Genomic DNA, 15,008 nt, shown 5'->3' with positions numbered 1-15,008 from the left:
GAAGACAACGGCTAACCAACAACCCAGGCAGGCCGGAGACACCTCCGGCCTGCCGCCTCAAACTTCTTGAATGAATTGAAAGTGGGCGTGCAGCTACCCCTTCATCAGGTTCTTCGGGAAATTCCTGATCCCGAGAACATGGAAGTCCTTGAGCCCGCGCTTCAGCACGTAGACGAGCCGGTTGTTGCCATTCGGATCGGTCGGCATCAGGAAGAAGCCGTCCTCGAGCACAAAGTCCCGCGTGTTGCCGATGATCCCCTCGATCATCTCGTTGTCGTAGAAGTACACCCTCACCCAGAGACCAGGCGTAATCGGCGAGTGCTCATGGAAATGAAGCGCCTTATGACTCTCATTGCCATCGAAGGTCTTTACGAAAAAGACCGCCTTCGCTTCGCTGGTCGCAATCTCTTCCACCTGTTGCGTATCGAGCAGCTTCAGGCGAACAGAGTCGAGGCGGAACTGGGGATCGTTTCGCAGCAACTTCTCGATCGACCCCAGTTCACTCACGTCCGCAAACCCACGGATCGTCCGGTCTTCAAAACGGAGGATAACCTTGTATGCGCTGTCCGCCGCAGCCGCAGGGCCCTTCGACGCTACGACGCGCGATTCGGAGGCGTCAGATCGTACTGCTTGATCTTGTACAGCAGCGCTTTGTAGCTTATCTGCAGATCGTTTGCCGCTGCCTTCCGGTTCCATCCAGTCCCCTCCAACACCTGTGCGATCGCCGCGGACTCAGCGTCACCCTTCAGATTCTTCACGAGCGCCTTCAACCCGGCGCCCGATGGCTCTGCGGTGACAGCGGCAGCCGCCTGCGCCTGTGGTTCAGGTGCAAGCTCTTCCATAATCGCATGCTCATCCCCAAGAACGAGATAGCGGTTCACTACATTTTCCAGCTCTCTCAGATTGCCCGGCCAGTTGTGCTCAGATAACGCATTCAACAGATTCTGCGAGAACGGCAGCGGATTGCGGCCGTACCGCTTGGCTCCCTTCCGCATAAAGTACTCCGACAGCACCGGAATCTCATCGCGGCGTTCACGTAGAGGAGGAATGCTCAGCGTGAATCCATTCAACCTGTAATAGAGGTCCTCGCGGAAGGTCTTGTTCGCCATCGCTTCCTTCATATTGATATTGGTCGCGGCGATCACGCGCACGTCAACCTTCATCGGCGAACGGCTTCCCAGCCGGGAGAAGGTGCCATCCTGCAGCACCTGCAGCAGCTTGGCCTGCAGCAACGCGGGCATCTCGCCGATCTCGTCCAGGAAGATCGTGCCTCCCGTGCAGATCTCGAACTTGCCCGGCTTGGTCTTGATCGCGCCAGTGAAGGCGCCCTGCTCGTAGCCGAAGAGCTCGCTCTCCAGCAGGTCCGCCGGCACAGCGGCGCAGTTGACCTTCAGGAACATCTTCTGGCTGCGGGCCGACATCATGTGCGTGAACAGCGCGAGGATCTCCTTGCCCGTTCCGCTCTCGCCCAGAATCAGCAGAGGAATGTCCGCCCGGGCGACCAGTGAAGCCTGCGACTCCAGCTCGCGCATCCGCTTGCTCGACCGCACAAACGAGTGCGTCTCGTTCAGCGGAATCTCACGCGGAGACTCGGTGGCTCCGTTGCTCTTCGGCACGCTCGCCAGGTGCTCCTCGATGGCCTGCTCGATATCGCTGCCCACGAACGGCTTCATCACGATTGCGCGCACGCCGAGACGGATCACCATCTCGAGATCGCGCAACTCCGCCGAGCACGACAGCACGATTACCGGAAGGTGAGGCTTTGTGCACCGGATGTGTGTCAGCAATGGAAGCGGATCGCGGCTCCCATGCGTCGCCAGCAGCAGCAGATCAGCGTCATCCTTGCCCTCGAGACGATCGAGCAGAGACTGCTCCTCGGAGAAAAGGCTGAGGGAATATTGATCACCCAGGGTCAAGCGGAGATAGTCAAGGACCGCCAGGTCAGGTTCGAGGATGAGAATCTGGGACCGCTTCTTCGCGCCCGATTTGAAACCAGAGACCGTATACGACAGCGATGCAGACATACAACACCCCTATGTGCCGGTCTGGATCAAGTTCGTCCAAACCTTGCGAGACTCGTAGACTCACGGACAAACCGCCCGCCTACGTGAACCATTGGTTCCACCCCCGCCGGGAAAGTGGGGAGGAAATCTCCCACGGCGTGTTTACTCTGCGAATTCTAGCCCGAGTTAACTAAACAAAGACACAAAAATGTTAAGAATTTTGCCGACAAAAGAGATAAACGTTTTCCCATCCCCTCTGTCGGTATGGCCTAGCTTACATGCAAACGACCTCATAACCGAGCGAAAAAGCGCTAATTTTCCTCAAAGTTACCTTTTTGCAAGACGTGGAGGTGACCGCGAAAACCCCTGTAAACGTGAGGTTACGGGCAACCCTTTCATGCGCATCTTACAAATAGATGGTTCCGGGCCAGCTTTCCTCAACCGAAAACTTGCCCCCACCCGCGAGATTGGTGCTCAACGTGCACATGTGAAGAGTATTGCAGTGTTGCGGTACTGCACCTTCATCGACAGGAAAACATGACCTTGGTCTCCAATGCCGAATCCGCCGTCTCTTTCAGCCTCCCCCCGCTCGATATCATCTTCGGCAAGACGCCAGCTATGCAGGCGGTCCGAAATAAGCTGGAGAAGGTAGCAGAAACCGACGTACCCGTTCTAATTCAAGGGGAAAGCGGCACTGGAAAGGAGCTCTGCGTCCGGCTTCTTCATGCCCTTTCACTCCGTGCGCGAGGCTCCCTGGTTAAGGTGAGCTGCCCGGCCATCCCGCACTCCCTGATCGAAACCGAGCTCTTCGGCTACGAAAAAGGAGCCTTCACCGGAGCCATGGCCACCAAGCTCGGCCGCGTCGAGCAGGCGCACATGGGAACTCTTTTCCTGGACGAGGTCGGCAGCCTCGACCTCGGGGTCCAGTCCAAGCTCCTGCAGGTCCTTCAGGACGGAACCTTCGTCCGCGTAGGAGGGCATGAGCCTCGGAGCATCACCACCCGGCTGGTCTCCGCCGCTAACAGCGATCTCCGCAACCAGGTCGAAGACGGCACCTTCCGCCTGGACTTCCTCTTCCGCATCAATGCGGTGACAATCAATCTTCCCCCGCTGCGGCAGCGCATCGCCGATCTGCCGATCCTGATCGACTACTTCATCGAGCACTACGCCAAGGTCTTCCACCATACTCCCGAGCTGCTCTCCAAGAGCGCCGTCCGCATGATGCAGAGCTATCACTGGCCCGGAAACATTCGGCAGCTCGAAAACCTGATCCGCGGTTACGTCCTGATCGGCAGCGAGGAGGCGCTCGTCGCCGAGATGATGCCAGAGACGCCACGCGACGGCATCACCACGGAGCTCGATCTAAGCGAGCCCGTCTCCCTGAAGAACATCACGCGGAAGGCCACGCACGACCTCGAGCGCCAGATCATCCTCAAGGTCCTGCAGGCCAATAGCTGGAACCGCCAGAAGACCGCCAAATGGCTCCAGATCAGCTACCGTTCGCTTCTCTATAAATTGAGCGAGATCGGCATGCCGGAGGTTCCGCCACGTCCCCTCCGCATTCCCACCCTCGTCAAGAAGAGCGAGCCCCGCTCCGTCAAGACCGCAGCTTCGCGAAGCCGGGTCTTTTGAAACAGCAGGAGGGCGAAGAGGCTCAGGCATCAAGCCTGGGCCTCTACTCTTTGCCGCCTACTGCGAGCCCTGACGCCGGATGATCGTCTTGATCGTCTCGAACATGATCAGCAGATCCAGTCCGAGAGTCATGTGTTTGATGTAGTAGAGATCAAACTCCAGCTTCTCCCGGTTCTGTTCCAGCGTCGAGCCGTAGCCGAAGCGCACCTGCGCCCAGCCCGTCAGCCCGGGGCGGATCATATGCCGGAGTTCAAAGTAGGGGATCTTCTCCACAAGCAGAGGAACAAACTCGGGGCGCTCCGGCCGCGGGCCGACAAACCCCATGTCTCCCCGCAACACGTTCCACAACTGCGGAACCTCGTCCAGCCGTACCTTTCGCATGAACCGGCCGATTCGCGTCACGCGCGGATCATCCTTGGTAGCCCACTTGGCGCCGGCCGCCTCGGCATCCGTACGCATGGTGCGAAATTTGTAGACCGAAAAGTTCTTCCCGCCCAGCCCCACTCGAACCTGGCGGAAGAAGATCGGCCCCGGCGAAGATAACCGGACCATCAGCACCACGAACGGGAAAAAGGGAAGAAACAGAAGCAGCCCGGTCGCCGCCGCCAGTGTAGAGACGATGCGCCGGGCGATCTGCTGCGAAGGCTTGATGCGAAACCCCTCCGCGTAGATGAAGCTGCTCGGCCGCAGGCTATCCAGGTGCAGCTTGCCTGTGAGTCTTTCGAGCAGCGTGGCCGCCTCCTCAATGACGACCCCGTGGAAGCGCAGCTTCAGCAACTCATTGATCGGCAGCTCTCCGCGCCGGTCTTCCAGCGCGACAATCACTCGATCGACCACAGGCTTCGGAGCCAGGAAGGGAGCCAGCGCAGAGGTGAACGCCTGCTTGCGTTCACTCTTTCCCAAAGCCGTCTCTCCCCAGCCGACGACCTCCATGCCGACGTCCTTGCGCGCCCGCAAAGTCTCAACGACGGCGCGGGCGCGCTCCCCGCCACCCAGCACATACACCCGCTCGCGAAAGATCTCATGCCCGATGATCCACTCATACGCGCTGCGCCACATGAACAGCGCCACCGTAAGGAAGACAAGGCCCAGCACAAGAACGTAATGTCCGATATCAACGGCCGGAAACAGGTAGAGGACCGCTGCAAGGAGAAAGGAGATAAATCCAAGCACCAGCAACAGCCGGAAGTAGATCTCCCATCGGGCCGAGATCCGCTGCGGCTCGTACAGGTCGAAGTAATAGGAGCAAAGCAGAGTGAGGACCGTAAGGGCAAGAATCTTCAGCGCCCCGTACTCGTAGTTCAGGACGAGGTAAGTATCCGGTCCCAGGCAGATCGCGGTGGCCAACAGAAAGGAGCCGCCAGCCAGGAGAGCCTCGCACAAGAGCAACACAAACGTGCGAGTGGAGTAATACACATTGAAGAGCCGAATCATTTAGGCAACTGACTCCCTGCTAGCTGCTGCTGTGGCCATATCCGTAATAGCTGTTCAGGTCCGGAGGATTGTCGGACGCATTGAGGACGAAACCGAGAACGTTTGCGGCCTTCATCTCACTCTGCGCCCGCTGTGCAACAGCAAACTTCGTGACTCCATGACGCGCTACCAGAAGAGCGCCATCGCAGGCGCGCGCCAGGTTCACGGCATCCGAGACAGGAAGCACGGGGGACGAGTCAACCACAATCCAGTCAAAGTAAGGCGAGACGCTTTGAATCAGTTCCGCAAAGCGAGGATTTCCTGAGAGGTCCGCGGCTTTGTCGCCTCCGTTTCCTCCCGGAATGAACGTGAGATTTGGCAGCGCGGACGCGCGGTCCTTATCCTGGACCTGGGCCCGCTGCATCACGTCTGATATCTCCGCTCTGCCCGCCAGGTAGTCCGCCAGTCCCGGACTGGACGTAGTCCCAAACACCTCGTGGAGCGAATAGCGGCGCATGTCCCCATCAATCAACAGCACTTTGCTGCTCTTGTGTCGCGCAAGGCTGATCGCCAGATTCGAAGCGACGAAGCTCTTGCCCTCCTGCGGGAGTCCACTCGTAATCAGAATTGACTTCAGCGGCTTGATATCGCGAAGCTCAAAGAGCCTCGACCGCAGGCTGCGAAACTGCTCCACCGCAGAGCCGCGTTCCATCAGAGCCGGGAGCCGGTTGACGAGCGGAGCCCACGGAAGCTCGCGAACTCCCTCCAGATCGCGCGTCAGAGCAGCTGACGTGACCACGGGCGCGTCCTCCAGCATGGTCTCCGGCTCCATGCGGTCCGCCACTGCGGTCTGCCAGCGATGAGGCTCCTGCGCAACTTCGTCCTGCAGGGGCGCAGGCGATGCAGGAGATTGCTGCTGAACGCCACGCTCTGTCTTCCGCTCTGATTCTGCCTTTTGCAGTGCTTCGTATATCCGGCTCATCGATCTTGCCTTCCGTTAAAGTCACGATTGAAAGTTGCGACTGCTCCCGATCCCTCTCCGGCCGCAGTTCGCATCAGAGGATCTCTCCCGTTCAATGCTGCTGGAGAGATCAAAAATGGCTGTGTTTCCAATTCAAGCTCCAGTGCAACTCCTTCGACGATCGCAGGAGTTACCTGCTTCACCTGCTCCACAAAAGCCACAACCAACGAGTGTTCACAAACCAGATTGATGACACGGGGAATCCCGCGCGAATAACGGTGAACGCGCTCCAGCGCCTCCTGCGAGAAGATCATCCACGACGCGCCGGCAATCCGCAGCCGCTCGCCGACGTAGGCAAACGTCTGCGTCTCCGTCAGAGACTGCGTCCTGCACCACAGCGAAACGCGCTGCCGTAGCTGTCGTACGCTCGGATGCTTCAGCTTCTCCTCAAGCTCGGGCTGCCCGGAGAGCACAATCTGCAGCAGCTTCTCCGAAGACGTCTCGAGGTTGGTCAGCAGGCGAATCTCTTCCAGCAGGTCCCATGACAGGTTCTGCGCCTCGTCGACCACCACAACACAGGTCTCCTCCATCCGGAACCGTTCAATCAGCCAGCGATTGAGCTGCAGCAGCATCCCGGACTTGGTCCGCGTCGTCGGAACAACGCCGAAGTCCGTCAGGACGAAGTCGAGAAAGTCCAGAACGTCGAGCCGCGGGTTGAAGACGAACGACGTCGAGATCCTTCTGTCCTGGAAGGAACTGAGCGCGCGGCGCAGCAACGTCGTCTTGCCCGTGCCTACCTCGCCCGTCAGAACCGTAAAGCCCTTCCTCGCGGAGATGCCATACTCCAGGCACGCGAGGACCTCCCGTGTATGCGGCATCATGTAGAGGAACCGCGGGTCGGGACTCGTTCCAAACGGATTGCTCTGCAGCCTGAAGAAGGTCTTATACATCGTTATGAACCTGAAGACATCGCTGGCTTACTGCCGGCAGTAAGCGTTGGTTTTCGACGGCCAAAGCCAAATCGCCGCTTCGGTCCGGCCATATCCTCCTGCTCCGTGAACGCAATCACGGCGAGCGTAGGAAGCTTGGTAAAGGCCCAGATATCGCGTTCGCTCCGCACTTCGGTGTTGCGGTACTCCAGCAGCGCGCTGACCAGCAGGCCGAGCAAAGCGCCTGCAAGGAGCCCACCGCCCAGAAAGATGGCGCGATTGGGAGACGTCGGCGCTTCCGGAAGATTCGGCGCATCCATCACCTTGAACTGCTCGCCCTGCTGCCGTCGTTCCAGGTCCGTCGCCATCTTGGATTGATTCATCTTCTTCAAGAGATCGTCGTAGAACGTCTGAGCTGTCTGATAGTCGCGGGTCAGGTTCTTGTATTGCTCCTGAACCATCGGGCTGGCCTGAATGCGGTTCTGGTACATGGCAATCTGGTCCTGGAGCTTCGCCTGATCGCGCTTCTTCTGCGCAATTCCCATATCAAGCGAATGGAGCTGCGCTCGGAGCTGCTGGATGCTTGCCGGCTCTGGGCCGCTGACGGTGGGAGCCGCCGACTGCGTTGCAGGGGCCTTTTCCATCTCCGCCCGCAGATCTTTGATCTTCCGGCGCACCGCGACAACATCCGGATAGTCATCTGTATAACGGGCCGTCAGATCTGCCTCCTGGGTCTGCAGCTGTTGCAACTCCGCCTGCTGGACCTGAGGCTGCACTTTCGTCTGTGGAGCCTGCAACTCGCGAACCTGCTGCGCTAGAATCGTCTCGCCGTAGCTCTTGTCCTGCTCCATGCGGGACAAGGCCTGGGTCGTCGCATCAAGCTGCGTGTTCAAAGTCATCAGCATATTCATGCTGGTGCTCTCGTCTCCAGGCAACTTCCCCATGTAGGTCCGCTGAAAGTCAGCCAGTTTGGCGTCCTGGTCGTCCAGGTTCCGCTTGGCATCCTCCAGTTGCCCCTTCAGAAAGTCCGTTGTCCCCATAGCCGACTGCTCGCGGTCTCGCAGGTTCTGGCTCAGGAAGAGCGAAGTAATCTCGCTGCACACCGATTGCGCCGTGTGCGGATCGCCCGCCTTGAAGGAGATGAAGAATCCAGGCAGGCCATTCGCTCTCGCAATCTGCGACTGGATGGGCTTGATGTCAATGTCCTTGCGGACCTTCTCAATGCGCTCATCCATCCCAAGCTTGTTTGCGCCATAGAGATTGAAGCGTTCAATGATCGGCTGCAGTCTGGAGCGGCTCAGAATCTGCTCCTGCATCGACGACAGGCGGGCGTTAAGGTCCTCCGAGACCACCGGCTTCACGTAGTCATCCGGAACCTTCTGCTGCTCGATCAGAACCAGAGTCTGTGAGACGTACACCGGCTGCACAAAAAACGTAATCGTAAACCCCACCAGAGCCAACAACAGCATGGGGACCACAATCACCCACCATCTACGCTTCAGAATCGCTGTGTAGTCCTGCAACGTCAAAACACGATGACCAAGCATTGCCTTACTCCTTAAAACTGCCCGAGCCGGGTTGAGCGAGGGGCATAGGTGATGCCGATGCCGATGATGTTGGCAGTTCCATTGAATACATTCGGCACTGCGGCCGAGGTGAGAGAGTTCGATTGATTCTCAATCGTGTAACTCGCATAGCAGGATGCGTGCCTGCCAAGCGCGCGTGTCACCTGAACTCCCCCGTAAACGCTGTTGTAGGTCCCCCTGATTCCCAAAGCAGCATTGATGGTGGGGCTCTGAATCAGTCCCTCGCTGTGGGAATAGCCTAAAGTGGCTGTGGCCTGCCACAACGAGCCGAACTCTCGCATGAGCGACGCCCCGACGACGTTGGCAATCGTGCCCTGCTGGACTCCGGAACCGCCGTTAGCCCCGCGGATAAAACTCAGCGCCGCCGACGTCACTTTGCGGGTGTAGAAAAGGCTGGCCGTGGAGCTTACCGTCAGCCTCGATGGCGCCACCGCCTTGTTGGATGAGGTGATCGATTGCGGCCCGGCCGACAGGTTCATGCTGAGCGACCGCGTCAACAGTCGCTGATAGGAAAGATTGATCCCACGAGACTGGAAGGAGAGGCCGTTGAGGCCATACGCATTACTCACGTCGCCATAGTACGTACCGTACGTGAAGATCGAGTAGCTCGCATTGACGCTCACTGTATTGCGCGCATCCAGGCGTCGATTGAGTGCCGCAGTGCCTCCAACCGAAGTCGTGTCCAGACCGACGCCATCGAGAAAGCGCAGAATATCCCAGTTGCCCGTTCCGCTCACCGAGGTAGACGCTCCGAGCTTGCGCTCGATGGTTCCCGACAGCCCGTTGCTCAAGCGCTTGCCGTAGCCGGTGAGAATTCCTCCCGCCGGTCCCGTCGCGGGCCCCACCAGTGTTCCCAGATCGCCAACACCCGCAATTCCCGAATAGCCTGTCGTCGGCGACTGGGGAAGATAGCTGACCGAGTCCGAGACTCCGAAGATCCAGTGCCGGGTCACGAGCTGCTGCGTAAGCGCAGCGTTCTGGAATGTCTGAATCCTTTGCCCGCTGTAGCTCGTCACCAGAAGACCGCCGGTGTACAGAAGGCTGAACGGCCGGTTCTGGCTCGACGATATATAACCTGCGCTTCCCGAAAAACTCGTCGTGTAATCCGTCGTTGAGCTCGTGTACAACCCATGCTGGATAATCTCCGAAGCGCTCAGTGAATAGTGCACGGCACCGTCTGTCACCGATGCGCCCTGCGACGGCGAGAGAGCGGAGCCTCCCGAAGCCACAGCCGTCGGCGTCGCCTGCCCGTACGAGGCCGCGCTCATGGACATCATCGCCGTAAGTATCGCAATCCCTGTCTTCATTCGAGTCCTCATGGAACAACGATCGTGTCACCGGGAAGCAGCGTAATGTCCTGGTGACTGTCGCCCTTCAGTGCCGCTTTATAGTTGAAGGGGATCTTCTGCTGCTTGCCCTGCGCGCCGCGAAGAATATAGATATGCTTCGAATTCGCGAACGGGGTCAAACCTCCCGCCGCCGAGATCGCCTGCAGCGGAGACATACCCGCCGTCAAAGGAACCGGGCCGACGTGGCCCACTTCGCCAATCAGAAAGATGCGCTGGCTGTTCACCGCCGTCACCACCACGGAGACGCTCGGGTCCTGAACGTACTTCTTGAGACGCACAGAGATGTCTCCCGCCAGCTGCATCGGCGTCCTGCCAGCTGCGGGCATGTCCCCAACCAGCACAAGCGAGATCATTCCGTCCGGCCGCACCGGAATCGTCCCGGACAGCGTCGGTTCTCTCCACACCGTCACCTGCAGAACGTCTTCGGAGCCAATGACATAGGTCGACGGATCAGCAAGCGCCGACTGGACTGGCTTGTTTGCAGCCGGTGGCGCCGGCGCAGCGGCAGCGGGCGAAACCGACCCAGCCGGCGTCTGCGGTTGCGCATTACTCTTTATCGTCACGATCAACAGAAACAAGGCCGCATAGACCGCATAGACATAGAGCCGATTCATCAGGTAACTCCGTTTATCCATTGCTTCTATCTTCAAGAAAATCCATCCCTGCAATTTGAACATTCGTTGTAGACTTGCTGACACTGAGAAGTGGCCAGTCGAACGACTTTGCGTTAATGAAGTCAGTACTGTGGGGTATCGAGAAGTACGTTTTGGGGAGCCCGCAGAAGACATATTGAACCAGTAAGCACGACAGGTTCCAAACTCGTATTCCCGAGGAACAACGAGGACCCAAAAGACGCATTTTCTAAAGAACGTAGCCTAGGCATGGTGTTGCCACGCTCCAATGTGTCTAAAACTTTACTTCTTATGCGGCAGCCTACCAGCAACTGTGAAATGTTTTTCCTATTTTTGTGGACTGTTTTACTGCTACTTGGTACTGAATCAGGATGCTACCGCGGATAAAAGGGTAATCTCTCGGGTGGAATAAGAATTGCTTAAAGGTGAATCGTGAAGTATACCCTTCAATCGTCTGGAACTCCTGGAGCTCCACTAGACGCATTCGCCACAACGGGTTCCGTGGAGACACGGCCGCTTGAACCCGCTGAAAATACAGGGGATTCGCTGACGCTCTTCCAGCGCGGCCGGCTCCCCACCCTCGTCATCATGCTTCTGCTCGTCGCGATCTACTACCGGATCGCCGGCAAGCTCATCTTCGACTGGTACGATCTCCCGGACTACTCCCATGGCTTCCTCGTTCCCTTGTTTTCCCTCTTTCTCCTCTGGGAAAACCGGGCAGCCATCCGCAATACCCCCCTCAAGCCTTCATGGGGAGGTATTTGGCTCATTCTATTCGGGATACTAGTCCTGATCCTCGGCGTCTACGGCGCTGAGCTCTTCCTCTCCCGCGTCTCATTCCTCTTCGTCCTGGCCGGTCTCATCTGGAAGCTGCTGGGTCGCCCGATGCTCAAGGCGGTAAGGTTTCCACTCCTTGTCCTGTTGCTCGCGATTCCCTTCCCCCAGATCGTCTTCAATCAGATCACCTTCCCCTTGCAGCTCCTGGCTTCGAAGGTTGCCAGTGCTGTCCTCCCATTGTTCGGAGTGCCGGTCCTCCACGAAGGCAACGTCATCGAGCTCCCGGCCATGAAGCTTGAGGTCGTCGAGGCCTGCAGTGGAATCCGCTCGCTCATGAGCCTCTTCACCCTCGCAGTCTTCTACGGCTACTTCATCGAGAAGGCAACCGCCCGCCGCGTGATCCTTGCTCTGGCAAGCATTCCGATCGCGGTCGTCGCCAACGCCGCCCGCATTACCGGGACCGGCCTTTGCGTCCAGTACTGGGACCCCAACAAGGCTATGGGCTTCTTCCATGAGTTCTCCGGGTGGGTTATCTTCGTCGTCTCTCTCGTGTGCCTCTTTCTCTTCCACCGCATCATGCGTCTCTTCTCCCCTCGCAAATCTGAGGCGAAGGTGACTTCCTTATGACATCTCCCCGTTACTGGACAGTTGTTCTGCTCCTCCTGGCGACAGCGATCATGCTGCACAGCCGCGGCGACGTCGATCAGGTTCCCGCCAGTGAGCCCCTGAGCAAGATGCCCCAGACCATTGGGGCATGGACGAACACTCGCGATATCCCGCTCGACGACGAGGTTCTCGCCATTCTCGGCAAAGGCGACTTCCTCAACCGCGTCTACGCCAGCCGCTCCGGCGGCTCAACCGTTGCTCCTGCAGAACCGGTCAATAGCACAGCTCCAATCAGCCTGTTCATCGGCTACTTCCCCACCCAGCGCACAGGCCAGTCCATCCATTCTCCTCAGAACTGTCTTCCCGGATCCGGCTGGACCTTCGAATCGCAGAAGTACGTCGAACTCACCGCCCAGAACGGAAAACCCTACCGCGTTGGAGAGTACGTTATCAGCGACGGCAACAGCCGGCAGTTTGTCCTCTACTGGTATCAAGCCCACGGCCGCAGCATCCCCAATGAGTACGTCGCCAGGGCCTACATGATCGCCGATGCCATTCGGCTCAACCGCACCGACGGCGCTCTTGTGCGGGTCATCTCACCTATCCTGCCGACTGAGCCGGTCAACGCTGCCCGCGACCGGGTCGTCGCCTTCACCAGTCAGTTGGCTCCCATCCTGCCAAGATTCATTCCAGACTAGCCGCATCCACCCTGGCGACTGACGCCAGGCTTCGAAATTCGCAAGGAATTTGTAACTAAAGGACACTGCAATGAGAAAGCTACCGATCCTGAGTCTTCCGATCACTGCTTCACTGGCTGCAACGCTTCTGCTCGGCGCTTCTCTCGGCTGCCATCGCGATCCTAACGTCGTGAAGCAGAAGTATCTCGAGAGCGGCAAGCGTTACGCGAACGATGGGAAGTACAAGGAAGCGACGATTCAGTTCGCCAATGCCCTCAAGATCGATCACAACTTCGCCGAAGCCCATTACCAGCTTGCCAAAACCTTCCTCAAGACCGGGTCTGGCGCGCAGGCATATGTCGAACTGAGCCGCACTGTGGACCTTCAGCCAAGCAACGTCCAGGCCCGCATTGATCTCGGAAATGTCCTGCTTAGCGGACGACAGCCGGCGCGGGCCAAGGAGCAGGCCGACGCGGTTCTGGCGCTCCAGCCCAACAACGCTGACGCCTATGCTCTCCTCGCTGGAGTCGCTACGGCCGGGGGCGATCGCGCCACCGCAATCGAGCAGATTCAGAAGGCCATCTCGCTCGACCCGGGCAAGAGCTCGTTCCATGCCTCGCTCGGGCTCCTGCAAAGCTCCGATCCTTCTACAGAGGCCTCCGCTCTGGACCAGCTCAAAAAGGCTGTCGATCTCGATCCGAAGAGCGCAGGACCTCACATGGTGCTCGCCGGTCTCCTTCTGAAGAAGGGCGACACCGCCGGCGCGGCCGAACAGGCAAGGGCCGCGGTTGCAGCCGATCCCAAAAACCTGATGGCGCGTTCTACCCTCGCCGACCTCTACACACGCGCAGGAGACACCGCAAAGGCGGAGGAGGCTCTTCATCAGACGGCCGAAGATCTCGGCGATACAAAGAGCGGCGCGCAGCTCCTCCAGAGCTACTACCTCGCAACCCATCAGGTCGATCACGGAGTCGACGTCTACTCCAAGCTCGTCGCAGAGCACCCCAAGAGCACGGCTCTTAAGGTGAACTACGCAAAGCTCCTCATCGCCCAGAAGAATATCTCCAAAGCAAAGAACACGGTTGCCGAGCTCGTCAAGGCAGACCCCGGTGACGCCGACGTCGCCTTTCTCAACGGCATCCTCCTGCTCAACGACGGCAAGACCAACGAAGCCTTCAACGTCATCCAGAAGGCATCGAAGAACAACCCCGAGAATCTCCAGCTCAGGCTGCTGCTTGGCAGCACTGCCGTGGCCAAAGGTGACATTGCAACCGCCGAACAGAGCTACCGTGACGCCACCCGCCTGAACCCCCGGAGCCTCGAAGCCCAGAACGGCCTCGCTCAGGTCGCTCTCAATCGACAGGACTTTACACTCCTCACCCAGGTTGCCGAAGCCACCCTCGCCGTTGCTCCTCAGTCCTCCATGCCCTACGTATGGCGGGGACTCTCCGAGGCCAGCCAGAAGCAGAACGACAAGGCCGGAGCCGACTTCCAGGAGGCGATCAAGATGGACCCGAAGAACTCGATCGCCTACTACGAGCTAGCTCAGATCCGCCTCGCCGAGAAGAAGGTCCCCGAGGCCCGAACCCTGCTGCAGCAGTCACTCGATATCAATCCGGAATCCTCCCGTTCCCTGCGCCTGCTCGTCGTGCTTGATCTCTATGACAAGCAACCCGCAAAGGCAATCAGCAGAACGCAGGCCCAGATCGCCAAGGCTCCCAACAACAGCGATTACTACGACGAACTCTCCGACCTCCAGCGAATCACCGGAGACGGAAAGGGCGCGCTCGCCAGCGCCGAAACAGCGATGAAACTCAACCCCTCCGACGATGCAGCCGTCGTGGCCTACACCCGCGCACAGCTGACACTAGGCAATACCGGCGTCGCCGTCGATTCCTGGCAGAACTGGATCAAGACACACCCCAACGATGCGCGAGCCTACGCCATCCTCGGCTTTCTGGAAGAGGCGCAGGGCAACCGCGACAAAGCCGTCGCCGCCTACAAGAAGTCTCTCGAGATCCAGCCAGAGCAGGGAGTCGCTGCCAACAACCTCGCCTACCTGATGCTCGACAACGGCGAGAACGTCGACGTAGCCCTCACACTCGCTCAGACCGCGCGCCGCATCATGCCGAACTCACCCAGCACGGCGGACACTCTGGCCTGGGCTTACTACCACAAGGGGACCTACTCCTCGGCGCGCGACCTGCTCGAAGACGCAATCAAGACTGAACCCAACAACGCCGCGATGCACTACCACCTGGGAATGGTGTACAGCAAACTCTCCGACAAAGCCGACGCAACGCTTCACCTGAAGAAGGCAGCGGAACTCGCCCCCAACAGCCAAACCGCAAAGGACGCCCAAAAGGAACTCGGCTCACTCAGCTAATCCGTGAGTCACGGCTCGACTTCCGCCGCTCCGGTCGCCATGACCTTGTCGTTCCGG

The 15,008-nt window shown here is 58.8% G+C and carries 12 protein-coding genes; 4 read left to right on the top strand and 8 right to left on the bottom strand.

What is annotated here, in order from left to right; genetic code table 11:
• Nucleotides 1–93: 93 nt before the first annotated feature.
• Together OHL16_RS11820 and OHL16_RS11815 are read right to left on the bottom strand one after the other, a co-directional pair.
• The gene (locus tag OHL16_RS11820; RefSeq protein ID WP_396127174.1) at nt 94–696 is read right to left on the bottom strand and encodes a DUF6982 domain-containing protein; all 603 of its coding nucleotides are present in this window, start codon (nt 694–696) and stop codon (nt 94–96) included.
• On the bottom strand, nt 594–2,024 hold the full coding sequence (locus OHL16_RS11815) for a sigma-54-dependent transcriptional regulator (RefSeq protein WP_263367328.1): 1,431 nt from the start codon (nt 2,022–2,024) through the stop codon (nt 594–596). Before OHL16_RS11815 ends, OHL16_RS11820 begins: the two co-directional genes overlap by 103 nt.
• Nucleotides 2,025–2,540: 516 nt before the next feature.
• On the opposite strand from OHL16_RS11815, the gene OHL16_RS11810 reads away from it, so the two are divergent.
• Nucleotides 2,541–3,635: a sigma-54 interaction domain-containing protein gene (locus OHL16_RS11810; RefSeq protein WP_263367327.1), complete on the top strand. Its 1,095-nt coding sequence runs from the start codon at nt 2,541–2,543 to the stop codon at nt 3,633–3,635.
• A gap of 57 nt (nt 3,636–3,692) precedes the next feature.
• Here OHL16_RS11810 and OHL16_RS11805 read toward each other — a convergent pair whose 3' ends face one another.
• Genes OHL16_RS11805 through OHL16_RS11780 form a run of 6 tightly spaced genes read right to left on the bottom strand, consistent with a single transcriptional unit; the run spans nt 3,693 to nt 10,508 of the window.
• Complete coding sequence (locus OHL16_RS11805; protein ID WP_263367326.1) at nt 3,693–5,069, bottom strand: TIGR03013 family XrtA/PEP-CTERM system glycosyltransferase; 1,377 nt, start codon at nt 5,067–5,069, stop codon at nt 3,693–3,695.
• A 19-nt stretch (nt 5,070–5,088) separates the two neighbouring features.
• The gene (locus OHL16_RS11800) at nt 5,089–6,030 is read right to left on the bottom strand and encodes a CpsD/CapB family tyrosine-protein kinase (RefSeq protein WP_263367325.1); all 942 of its coding nucleotides are present in this window, start codon (nt 6,028–6,030) and stop codon (nt 5,089–5,091) included.
• Nucleotides 6,027–6,959: an ExeA family protein gene (locus tag OHL16_RS11795; RefSeq protein ID WP_263367324.1), complete on the bottom strand. Its 933-nt coding sequence runs from the start codon at nt 6,957–6,959 to the stop codon at nt 6,027–6,029. Before OHL16_RS11795 ends, OHL16_RS11800 begins: the two co-directional genes overlap by 4 nt.
• 2 nt (nt 6,960–6,961) lie before the next feature.
• Nucleotides 6,962–8,485 (bottom strand): GumC family protein, encoded by a 1,524-nt coding sequence (locus OHL16_RS11790; RefSeq protein ID WP_263367323.1) that lies wholly within the window; start codon nt 8,483–8,485, stop codon nt 6,962–6,964.
• An 11-nt stretch (nt 8,486–8,496) separates the two neighbouring features.
• The gene (locus OHL16_RS11785) at nt 8,497–9,831 is read right to left on the bottom strand and encodes a hypothetical protein (protein ID WP_263367322.1); all 1,335 of its coding nucleotides are present in this window, start codon (nt 9,829–9,831) and stop codon (nt 8,497–8,499) included.
• Nucleotides 9,832–9,839: 8 nt separating this feature from the next.
• Nucleotides 9,840–10,508 (bottom strand): polysaccharide biosynthesis/export family protein, encoded by a 669-nt coding sequence (locus OHL16_RS11780; protein WP_263367321.1) that lies wholly within the window; start codon nt 10,506–10,508, stop codon nt 9,840–9,842.
• Between the two features lie 429 nt (nt 10,509–10,937).
• On the opposite strand from OHL16_RS11780, the gene xrtA reads away from it, so the two are divergent.
• The 3 genes from xrtA to OHL16_RS11765 all read left to right on the top strand — a co-directional run bounded on the left by xrtA (nt 10,938) and on the right by OHL16_RS11765 (nt 14,951).
• Nucleotides 10,938–11,909, top strand: coding sequence for an exosortase A (gene xrtA / locus OHL16_RS11775; protein WP_263367320.1), 972 nt, complete (start codon nt 10,938–10,940; stop codon nt 11,907–11,909).
• On the top strand, nt 11,906–12,586 hold the full coding sequence (locus OHL16_RS11770) for an exosortase C-terminal domain/associated protein EpsI (protein WP_263367319.1): 681 nt from the start codon (nt 11,906–11,908) through the stop codon (nt 12,584–12,586). The genes xrtA and OHL16_RS11770 overlap by 4 nt, the downstream gene beginning before the upstream one ends.
• Nucleotides 12,587–12,656: 70 nt before the next feature.
• Complete coding sequence (locus OHL16_RS11765; RefSeq protein ID WP_263367318.1) at nt 12,657–14,951, top strand: tetratricopeptide repeat protein; 2,295 nt, start codon at nt 12,657–12,659, stop codon at nt 14,949–14,951.
• Nucleotides 14,952–15,008 lie beyond the last annotated feature (57 nt).

The organism is Edaphobacter bradus, from assembly GCF_025685645.1.
GTDB lineage: Bacteria > Acidobacteriota > Terriglobia > Terriglobales > Acidobacteriaceae > Edaphobacter > Edaphobacter bradus.
Note: the sequence above shows the minus strand (reverse complement) of the source record. Positions and strands in the feature narration are given on the sequence as shown.

Bases quoted from the DNA above. Each gene is read 5' to 3' on its own strand.
- OHL16_RS11820 (WP_396127174.1), bottom strand. From the start codon at position 696: ATGGAACCGGAAGGCAGCGGCAAACGATCTGCAGATAAGCTACAAAGC.
- OHL16_RS11780 (WP_263367321.1), bottom strand. From the start codon at position 10,508: ATGGATAAACGGAGTTACCTGATGAATCGGCTCTATGTCTATGCGGTC.
- OHL16_RS11770 (WP_263367319.1), top strand. From the start codon at position 11,906: ATGACATCTCCCCGTTACTGGACAGTTGTTCTGCTCCTCCTGGCGACA.
- OHL16_RS11800 (WP_263367325.1), bottom strand. From the start codon at position 6,030: ATGAGCCGGATATACGAAGCACTGCAAAAGGCAGAATCAGAGCGGAAG.
- OHL16_RS11765 (WP_263367318.1), top strand. From the start codon at position 12,657: ATGAGAAAGCTACCGATCCTGAGTCTTCCGATCACTGCTTCACTGGCT.
- OHL16_RS11815 (WP_263367328.1), bottom strand. From the start codon at position 2,024: ATGTCTGCATCGCTGTCGTATACGGTCTCTGGTTTCAAATCGGGCGCG.
- OHL16_RS11795 (WP_263367324.1), bottom strand. From the start codon at position 6,959: ATGTATAAGACCTTCTTCAGGCTGCAGAGCAATCCGTTTGGAACGAGT.
- OHL16_RS11810 (WP_263367327.1), top strand. From the start codon at position 2,541: ATGACCTTGGTCTCCAATGCCGAATCCGCCGTCTCTTTCAGCCTCCCC.
- OHL16_RS11805 (WP_263367326.1), bottom strand. From the start codon at position 5,069: ATGATTCGGCTCTTCAATGTGTATTACTCCACTCGCACGTTTGTGTTG.
- OHL16_RS11785 (WP_263367322.1), bottom strand. From the start codon at position 9,831: ATGAAGACAGGGATTGCGATACTTACGGCGATGATGTCCATGAGCGCG.
- OHL16_RS11790 (WP_263367323.1), bottom strand. From the start codon at position 8,485: ATGCTTGGTCATCGTGTTTTGACGTTGCAGGACTACACAGCGATTCTG.